Source organism: Rhizobium sp. 1399 (assembly GCF_031455475.1).
Lineage (GTDB): Bacteria > Pseudomonadota > Alphaproteobacteria > Rhizobiales > Rhizobiaceae > Rhizobium.
Genome location: NZ_JAVDSU010000034.1, coordinates 1 through 1,530, shown reverse-complemented (window position 1 = coordinate 1,530; position 1,530 = coordinate 1). Strand labels below are relative to the sequence as shown.

The 1,530-nt window shown below is 57.2% G+C and carries 1 protein-coding gene; it reads left to right on the top strand.

The window, feature by feature from the left end; genetic code table 11:
• Nucleotides 1-101: 101 nt before the first annotated feature.
• Nucleotides 102-1,220 carry an IS110 family transposase gene (locus tag J2X71_RS38040; RefSeq protein ID WP_310390565.1) on the top strand — a complete coding sequence of 373 codons (1,119 nt, stop codon included), beginning with the start codon at nt 102-104 and terminating at the stop codon, nt 1,218-1,220.
• Nucleotides 1,221-1,530 lie beyond the last annotated feature (310 nt).

Sequence of the window (1,530 nt, the reverse complement as noted above, 5' to 3'; positions counted from 1 at the left end):
CACTAGACCGTATGTTCGTTGGTGAGGGCCGCCCACCCACGCTGTAGATTGTGTGGGCTCTGGAATTGGCCAGGGCGACCTACCGACCAGCGAGGGAAGACATGACAAGCGAGCACGCAGCTTTCATCGGCCTAGACACATCAAAGTTGAAGATTTCGGTGGCGATTGCCGAAGGCGAGCGCAATGGCGAGGTGCGGTTTCTGGGCGACATATCCTCGGAACCATCTTCGGTAGCAGCAATAGTCAAGAAGCTAGCTAAACGTAGGGCAAAGCTTCACTTCTGCTATGAGGCGGGCCCTACCGGGTATGGGCTCTATAGGCAAATCGTTGAATTGGGTCACGAATGCAGTGTGGTCGCGCCGTCATTGGTGCCAAAGCGTGCTGGTGATCGAGTGAAGACCAATCGTCGCGATGCTATCAGTCTTGCGAGGCTCCATCGAGCTGGGGAGTTGACACCTGTCTGGGTGCCGGATGAAGCCCATGAAGCAGTTCGCGACCTGGTTCGTGCCCGCGACGCGGCTTTCGAGGCACAAAAGCAGGCGCGACAACAACTCAATTCGTTTTTACTCCGCCATGGCCGATATTATACAGGACGGAAAGCCTGGACCCGCGCGCATGGACGGTGGCTGGCATCTCAAGCGTTCGATCATCCCGCGCATCAAATTTTGCTCGCCGAATATTGTCAGGCTGTTGAGGATGCCGGAGTTCGTCTTGATCGCCTGGACAAACTGATTGGGGAAACTTCTGCCGCGTGGTCAATGGCCCCAGTGGTCGCCGCGTACCAGGCGATGCGAGGGGTCGCGTTCATGACAGCAGTCACGTTGGTGGTCGAAATTGGAGATGTCCGTCGGTTCGACAGCCCACGGCAGTTGATGGCTTATCTCGGACTCGTCCCTACAGAAAGCTCAACGGGCGAGCGCGTCAGACGTGGAGGGATCACTAAAGCCGGCAGCGCCCGGGCGCGCCGGGCGCTGATTGAGGGGGCGTGGACATACCGTTATCCAGCACGAATCAGCCCCACAATCAACGCGAGGTTGGCAGGCCTGCCGAAGTCGGTCTGCGCGATTGCGTGGAAAGGGCAAGTGAGGCTGTGCACTCGATATCGAAGACTGATAAGTGCCGGCAAGGCCAAGACAGTCGCCGTGACAGCCATCGCGCGAGAAATGGCCGCCTTCATATGGGCGATCGGGCAAGAAGTAGCACCCCTCAGCAAGCCTTGAAACAGGCCTGCTGCACGTCCGATCAGGTCGTCTTGGCAAACATTATCTGTTGATCAAAGTTGGAGGCAGGGCCGCGGTGGGGAACCCTCGATACTCCTATGTGGCAGATTTATTCTACGCCCGACACTAGACCGAGGCAGCCCCAGACGAACAAACGGAAATGCGGTAATCAACCCGCGAATAAGAGTATGCCAACCGTCGTCGAAATGCCTTGCCTCCTGCTTTGTTCAACGGTGTTAATTACCCGCATCCGCCTCCAGGCGGCGGGGAAGTTGTGTCTCCACCTCTTGTAAACGAACATAAGAGGAGT

Bases quoted from the DNA above. Each gene is read 5' to 3' on its own strand.
- J2X71_RS38040 (WP_310390565.1), top strand. From the start codon at position 102: ATGACAAGCGAGCACGCAGCTTTCATCGGCCTAGACACATCAAAGTTG.